The organism is Arthrobacter sp. ISL-28, from assembly GCF_018613875.1.
Taxonomy (GTDB): Bacteria; Actinomycetota; Actinomycetes; order Actinomycetales; family Micrococcaceae; genus Arthrobacter.
Map to the genome: position 1 here is coordinate 1 of NZ_JAGGPJ010000053.1, position 6,643 is coordinate 6,643.

The following is a 6,643-nucleotide window of genomic DNA, read 5'->3' on the forward strand; positions in this document are numbered from 1 at the left end:
AATCGTCCCCTGTCTGGGTGGTGTGTGTTTGCCTATGCCAGTCCCGAGCAACTGCTGCGGTCCTGGAAACTTGCTTGCACTCCCCCTCGGAACATGTTCGACCGAACAACTTGGAAAAAGCTTGGGATTTCTTAAACCGGCCCCAGTTTAGGGGTTTAAGAATCTGTCGGTGAGTTGATGACCACGCGTCAGTAGGTTTGGCTCCGTGCTGGTCCAGGGCCGGCTGCCAGTATTCCTTGTCGTTGACCCAGTCGATCATGTGGGAGATCAGGGACTGGCCCGCGAAAGTGACCGGGACGGACGGAAAAACACGCCGACCTAGGCCCGCTTCCAGATTGCGATCCAGTCCAGGTAGACATGCCCTGCCGTCTGCGGCAACGGACAGCGAGGAAGGCACGACTCGGTCTGGAGAATATAGTGCATTGGTGTTGCCGGCGTCGCTGTTGTACTGGCTCCCAATGACCGGCCGTCGAGGAAAAATTCGACCTTGCCCGGACTCCACTCGATCGTGGCTACATGCCAAGCCATGAGGGTCGAGTATGACTGGAACATGTCAGACGCAGAAGGATCATTTCCCGTGTAATGGGCAGCGCCATAAAAGGTTTTTGCGAGGTCCCCCTCGGGGAAATCGATCTCTCCGTCCCGGGGCCATACGCCGCTATCGGGCCAAAGGAGCCAAGCGATTTTGAAGCCGCGCAGTGAATCGGCCTTCAATCTCACCGAAATTCTCCCGTACAGCAAGCTGTTGTGTCGCGGTAGCAGGCCAGCGCCAGCGCTGTTGTTCGGAACCTTGGGGGTGGGCGCCGCACCCATTGAGATGCCCCCCTCCGTGTGGAGGTACCAGTCCAGCATGCCATTCTTAACACTCAGCACTTTGGACGGGTAATAGCCGGATTTCGCTCCCTTTTGACCGGCGGTATCCGGTGTTCCATCTTTATACCCTGCACTCCATTTCGCGGAGTAATCCGCACCTGGAAAAGCGCCGATCGGCACATCGCCTTTGTCGAATTCCTCCCGAAAAACCTGCTTCCAACCCGGAAGATCGCCTGTCGGCAGTTTGTGCACCGAATCGATGGAAGGCTGCTCCAAAGGCGCCGCCGCGGGCTGTTTCGTGGCACGGAGTTCCGGCGCGGGCCTGGGTGCTGCTGTCTGTGCCGCGGTCCGGGGTGCCGCAGTCCGGGGTGCTGCCGCTGAGGATGATGCTGCGGCGCGGGGTGTTGCCGCGGCCCGTGATGGCTTGACCGACGGCAGTGCTGTAGATGACTCGGACGGTTCCGCTGTGGGCAGACGATCCGGAGGAAGCCGCTGTGCTTCCATGGCCACCGGGCCGGCCATAATGCCGCACGCCGTGAGCATCGCCGCCGCGGCGAACACACCAAAGCGCTGTATGCGGCGTTTTTGGTGATGACTGCGCGCTGGGTGGGCCATGGGGAAAGTATGGCATCGGGACTTGGGGGTTTCCAAGGATTCTTAAACCCCTAAAACTGGGCCCAGTTCAAGAAATCCCAACCTTTTTACAAGTTGCTCGGATGAACATATTTTCGAGGGGAAGTGCATGCAAGTTGCCGGGACCGCAGCAGCAGTCGCTTCGATTTCTCGTGTCCAGCCGGGGAGGCGAGATCGAGACAGAACTGGTTGTCCGTGCCTGCAAGGCTGGCCTGCGGCTTCCTGCCGGTAGCCACGTCAAAGCCGTCCAGGGGATCCTTGGACATTCCCCGGGCGCGATGACGCTGGACATCTACGTCGACCTGTTCGACGACGACCTGGATGCCGTCGCGGACGCCCTGGATGCCGTTGTTTCACGACTGGATGTGGCCAAAATGTTGCCACGGACGGCTGTCGGGGAATGACGAAGGCCCCTACTTCCCTTTGCTACAAGGAAAATAGGAGCCTTCATTTGGGTGGCAGATGAGGGATTCGAACCCCCGTAGGCGTTGCCAGCTGATTTACAGTCAGCCCCCTTTGGCCGCTCGGGTAATCTGCCGAACTTCAAAGAAGTTACCCGGGTTATTGCTTCCAGTAACCGCGGGCAAGACAACTTTACAGAACTTCTGCCGAAGAATCGAATCGAGCCAAAATCGGCTCAAAAAGCCCGGAAAATCAGGCCTCTCCGAGAATGCGCCCCGCCAGTTTCGACTCGAAGCGGAGGGCCTGCTCCTCGGTGATCTGGTTGAGCTGCACCGCCCGCTGGAGGTCCGCGTGTACGCCATCGAGCCTCGCTGAGGCCTCTGGTGCGGGGCTGAGGATGATCGACGCGGCCACCGCAGCGGCGGTAACCGAGGTGGCGGCGGTGGCCATCACCCCGGCGGCGGCGGTGGTGGATCGGCTGACATAGCGGACTGCCTTGGGGGTCATTGCGTTCCTTCCGGTGCGGCTTCCAACACCTTCAACTCTGCCCAGCGAACCTTCGTTCCCGCCGAGCCTCCGCTAGGAGAGAACTGTGAAGGGAGGTTCACGTTCACAACCAGCCCATCCGTACTACGCTGGAATGCAGATATCAACGCCCCGCCAGGGCGAAGCAACCACCAAGCATAAGGAGAGTCATGGCAGGCGAGTCCACGTTCGACGTCGTAAGCAAAGTAGACAAGCAGGAAGTGGCGAACGCCCTGCACCAGGCGCAGAAGGAACTGGCGCAGCGCTACGACTTCAAGGGCGTCGGAGCCGAGGTTGATTTCAGCGGCGACAAGATCCTCATGAAAGCGAACTCCGAAGAGCGGGTCCTCGCCGTTCTGGATGTGCTGCAGTCCAAGCTGATCCGCCGCGGGATCTCGCTCAAGTCCTTGGATACCGGCGAGCCCTACGCGTCCGGCAAGGAATTCCGGCTGGAGGCCTCGATCAAGGAAGGCATCGCGCAGGATCTCGCCAAGAAGATCAACAAGCTGATCCGCGACGAAGCCCCCAAGTCCGTCAAGTCCCAGATCCAGGGTGACGAACTTCGCGTGACCTCCAAATCCCGCGACGACCTCCAAGCCACCATGGCTCTGCTGAAGGACTTCGACGAGGCTGACCTCCAGTTCGTCAACTTCCGCAGCTAAGATCAGGTTTACCCTGTGATTACTGGGAACTTGCTTCCGTAGTCCGCAGAGAGTCCGCATCTCCGAGGACCGCAGCGATCAGCCTTGATCCTGCGGTCCTCGTTTTGTCTTCTGGCGGTGGCCCCGCCCCATGCAGGGGTAGAGCGGGGCCACCTACCGAGGCCTCAGAAGGCGTGCACCGTCGCGGCACCGGATGCGCCGGACTATACCCACCACAAATCAAGGAATGCGCACCAAGAAATCAAGGAACAGGAAGCCCCGCTAGTCGTAGTGACCGGCGAAATAGGGGACAGAGGTGCGATTCTCGGTTGACATCGAGGCCATCCAGGCTCTCAACTGCCAAGTCGCCGCCCCGCCCGTGAAGCCGGCCAGGAACACCAAAATCGGCAGCCAGACGGCCCGCCGCAGAGCCCACGCCAACAACGTCAGAAACGGGCTCAAAGAGACGCCAGACGTCCGGCGTCACCAGATAGAAAGCGCGGGAAAGTACGACGCCGGGATGTCACCTGAGGGGCCGGCCCGCCATACGCTCCAGCCGGGCGATGCGGTCCTGCATGGGCGGGTGCGTTGCGAACAGCCTGGTCATCGCGCCTCCACGGAACGGATTCGCGATCATCAGGTGCGAGGTATTGACCAGCCGCTGGTCCTGCGGCAGCGGGGCCGCCTGAACGCCCTGGTGGATCTTGTGCAGCGCTGAGGCGAGCGCCAGCGGATCTCCGGTGAGCTGCGAGCCGTCCTCGTCGGCGTCGTACTCCCTGGTCCGGGAGATGGCCACCTGGATGAGCGACGCCGCGAGCGGGGCCAGCAGCGCCATTGCGATGAGGGCGAGCGGGTTCGAGTTGCGGCGGTCACCGCCGCCGAAGAACAGCAGCATCTGTCCCACGGAGGTGATCACGCCGGCTACGGCCGCAGCAACGGACGAGGTCAGGATGTCGCGGTTATACACGTGCATGAGCTCATGGCCCAGGACACCGCGGAGCTCGCGGGGGCTCAACAGCTGCAGGATCCCCTCGGTGCAGCAGACAGCGGCGTTCCGCGGATTGCGGCCCGTTGCGAAAGCATTCGGGGCCATGGTGGGTGACACGAAAATACGCGGCATGGGCTGGTTGGCGCGCATCGATAACTCACGCACCATTTGGTGGAGCTGCGGGGCCTGCAGTTCGGACACCGGATACGCCTGCATGGAACGCAGCGCGATCTTGTCACTGTTCCAGTACCCGTAGGCGGTGGTTGCCACGCCGATCAGCGCCATGATCCAGATGGGCGTCGAACTACGCATGCTGGTCCCGATCAGTGCGCCCAGTCCCAGCAGAACCGCCCACAGCACCCCGAAAAGTGCCGCCGTCTTCAGCCCGTTGTAGTGTTTGTGCATTTCTGCCTCCACTCACGACTCCACCAATATCGCTACGGAACCGGGTTCCGTGCGTCGTACTTCAAGAAGCCGGACTGCCAGCGCGCCACCGCCCAGGCCACCGCAATGCACAGAGCACCGCCGACCAGCAGGACCCAGCCCTCACTGAGAATTTTAGTGCCGCCGCCGGCAAGCATGTCGCCAATCCTCGGACCTCCAGCAACCACCACGATGAAGACACCTTGGAGTCGTCCACGCAGGTGGTCGGGCGTGGCCGCCTGCAGGATGGTGGTCCGGAAGACAGCGCTCACGGAGTCTGCGATTCCGGCCAGGGCACAGCACAGGGCCGCCGGCAGCAGCCACAGCGTCACTCCGCCGGAGCCGGATCCGCCGGCCAAAACCACCACCAGCCCGAAGCCTGCAATGGACGCACCCCAGCCCATGACCGACCAGACCACTGCACTGCCCTGCTTCCGGATGTGACCCAACGGCCCCGAAAACAGACCCGCCAGGAAAGCCCCGACCGCCGTGGAGGCCAGCAGAATCCCCACAGTGGTTTCCCCACCTCCGATCATGAGGGCAGCCACGGCAGGCAACAGTGCCCGCGGCTGGGCGAAAATCATGGCCACGAGGTCGATGATGAAGGTCATGCGGAGGTTGGGGCGCTTGCCCAGGAACCGGAAGCCCTCCACCACGGAACGCAGTCCCGCACGGCCTGCCTCCTTCCCAGGCGGCATGGGCGGAAGTCTGAGGAGCGCCCAGAAGGCGAAGGCAAAGCTCACGAGATCAATGGTGTAGGTCCAGCCGAAGCCGACAGAGGCCACCAGGACACCGGCCAGCAGCGGCCCGGCCGTCATGGCCAGGCCAAAGGTGACCATGCTGAGGGCGTTGGCGGCCGGCAGGAGTTCTTTGCGGACCAGCACGGGAATGATGGCACTGCGGGCTGGCTGGTTGATGGCCTGCGCCCCGCTTTGCACCGCCACAAGGGCGTACAGAAGCCACACATTTCCCGCCTGCAGCCAGGCTTGGAGGGCCAGCCCGCCGACTGTAAGCCACAGCACCGAGGCGGAGAGGAGCGCCACGGTGCGGCGGTCGTGGGAGTCTGCAATAGACCCGCCGAGCAGGCCGCCGACTACCAGCGGCACAAGGGCAAAAATACTCAGCAGTCCCACGTAGAGGCTCTCCTGCGTCAGCCGGTACACCTCCAGGCTCACGGCCACGAGCGTGAGCTGGCTCCCCACGTTTGAGATGGCCGAGCCCAGCCACAGCCGGCGGAAGGCGGGGCTTTCGCGCAGCGGAGTTATGTCAGCCAGAAGTTTTCCCACCCGGCAACTCTAGCGGCGGTGAATTCGCCCGATGGACCGCGGGCGGTTCAGCACATCCGTGAACTTAGCCAAGCCTTATTGTGATCTACTCAAAATAAGTGGTTCAATGGGAACATGACGGAGCACTCGGAAAGCCACGAAGCATGGGCGACCGCCCTGCGCGCCCACGGCCGCCGGGTGACTAAACAGCGGCTGGCAGTGCTGGCCGCCGTCGAACATCACCCCCATTCCCCGGCCGACAGCATTCTGGCCGCGGCGCGCGAGGAGCTTCCTGAGCTGACCGCCCAGTCCGTCTATGTGGTTCTCGGTGACCTCACAGATCTGGACATGCTCCGTCGCTTCGAGCCGCCGCACTCCCCGGCACTATATGAGACCCGCGTCGGCGACAACCACCACCACGCCATCTGCATCAGCTGCGGCCGGGTGGAGGACGTCGACTGCGCTGTCGGCCATGCCCCGTGCCTGGTCCCGCACTGGAACGAGAATTCCCGCCCCATGACCATCCAGATCGCCGATGTGATGTACCAGGGCATCTGCGGGGACTGCCAGCGGGCCCAAAAACTTCCTTCTGAACGCAACTGACAAATAATCAAGAAAAAATAGGAGAAAGATGACTTCGAACATCTCTGCGCCTGCCGTGTCCACGACACAGTCCGGTGCCCCCGTCACGTCTGATGCCCACTCCAAGGCTGTCGGCGCCGACGGTGCCATCATCCTGACCGACCACTACCTGGTCGAGAAGCTGGCCCAGTTCAACCGCGAGCGGGTTCCGGAGCGCGTGGTGCACGCCAAGGGCGGCGGCGCCTTCGGCAGCTTCAAGACCACCGAGGACGTCTCGAAGTACACCAAGGCCGCGTTCCTGCAGCCCGGTGTTGAGACCGAGATGCTGATCCGTTTCTCCTCCGTTGCCGGCGAGAACGGCTCCCCGGACA

The 6,643-nt window shown here is 62.3% G+C and carries 8 protein-coding genes and 1 tRNA gene; 4 read left to right on the forward strand and 5 right to left on the reverse strand.

Annotated features, from left to right (window positions below; translation table 11 throughout):
• Nucleotides 1-318: 318 nt before the first annotated feature.
• Entirely contained in the window at nt 319-1,428 is a 1,110-nt protein-coding gene (locus tag J7E80_RS22890; RefSeq protein WP_251037280.1) for a glycoside hydrolase family 16 protein, read from the reverse strand.
• A gap of 170 nt (nt 1,429-1,598) precedes the next feature.
• Here J7E80_RS22890 and J7E80_RS22895 point away from each other — a divergent pair, with 170 nt between their 5' ends.
• Entirely contained in the window at nt 1,599-1,850 is a 252-nt protein-coding gene (locus J7E80_RS22895; RefSeq protein ID WP_215054500.1) for an integrase, read from the forward strand.
• 52 nt (nt 1,851-1,902) lie between these two features.
• Here the strand turns inward: J7E80_RS22895 and J7E80_RS22900 are convergent.
• Both J7E80_RS22900 and J7E80_RS22905 read right to left on the reverse strand, forming a co-directional pair.
• A tRNA-Tyr gene (locus J7E80_RS22900) sits at nt 1,903-1,984 on the reverse strand.
• Between the two features lie 116 nt (nt 1,985-2,100).
• Complete coding sequence (locus tag J7E80_RS22905; protein WP_215054501.1) at nt 2,101-2,355, reverse strand: hypothetical protein; 255 nt, start codon at nt 2,353-2,355, stop codon at nt 2,101-2,103.
• A gap of 188 nt (nt 2,356-2,543) precedes the next feature.
• Between J7E80_RS22905 and J7E80_RS22910 the strand changes: the two genes are divergently transcribed.
• Nucleotides 2,544-3,035 carry a YajQ family cyclic di-GMP-binding protein gene (locus J7E80_RS22910; RefSeq protein WP_056626208.1) on the forward strand — a complete coding sequence of 164 codons (492 nt, stop codon included), beginning with the start codon at nt 2,544-2,546 and terminating at the stop codon, nt 3,033-3,035.
• Nucleotides 3,036-3,537: 502 nt separating this feature from the next.
• Here the strand turns inward: J7E80_RS22910 and htpX are convergent.
• Both htpX and J7E80_RS22920 read right to left on the reverse strand, forming a co-directional pair.
• Nucleotides 3,538-4,407, reverse strand: a complete 870-nt coding sequence (htpX, locus tag J7E80_RS22915) for a zinc metalloprotease HtpX (RefSeq protein WP_215054502.1) — start codon at nt 4,405-4,407, stop codon at nt 3,538-3,540.
• Nucleotides 4,408-4,439: 32 nt separating this feature from the next.
• A complete protein-coding gene (locus J7E80_RS22920; protein ID WP_215054503.1) occupies nt 4,440-5,711 on the reverse strand; it encodes an MFS transporter in 1,272 nt (423 codons plus the stop codon).
• Nucleotides 5,712-5,825: 114 nt separating this feature from the next.
• On the opposite strand from J7E80_RS22920, the gene J7E80_RS22925 reads away from it, so the two are divergent.
• A complete protein-coding gene (locus tag J7E80_RS22925) occupies nt 5,826-6,293 on the forward strand; it encodes a Fur family transcriptional regulator (protein ID WP_215054504.1) in 468 nt (155 codons plus the stop codon).
• A 28-nt stretch (nt 6,294-6,321) separates the two neighbouring features.
• Nucleotides 6,322-6,643, forward strand: a 322-nt coding sequence (locus J7E80_RS22930; RefSeq protein WP_215054505.1) for a catalase, incomplete at its 3' end; no start/stop codon positions are given.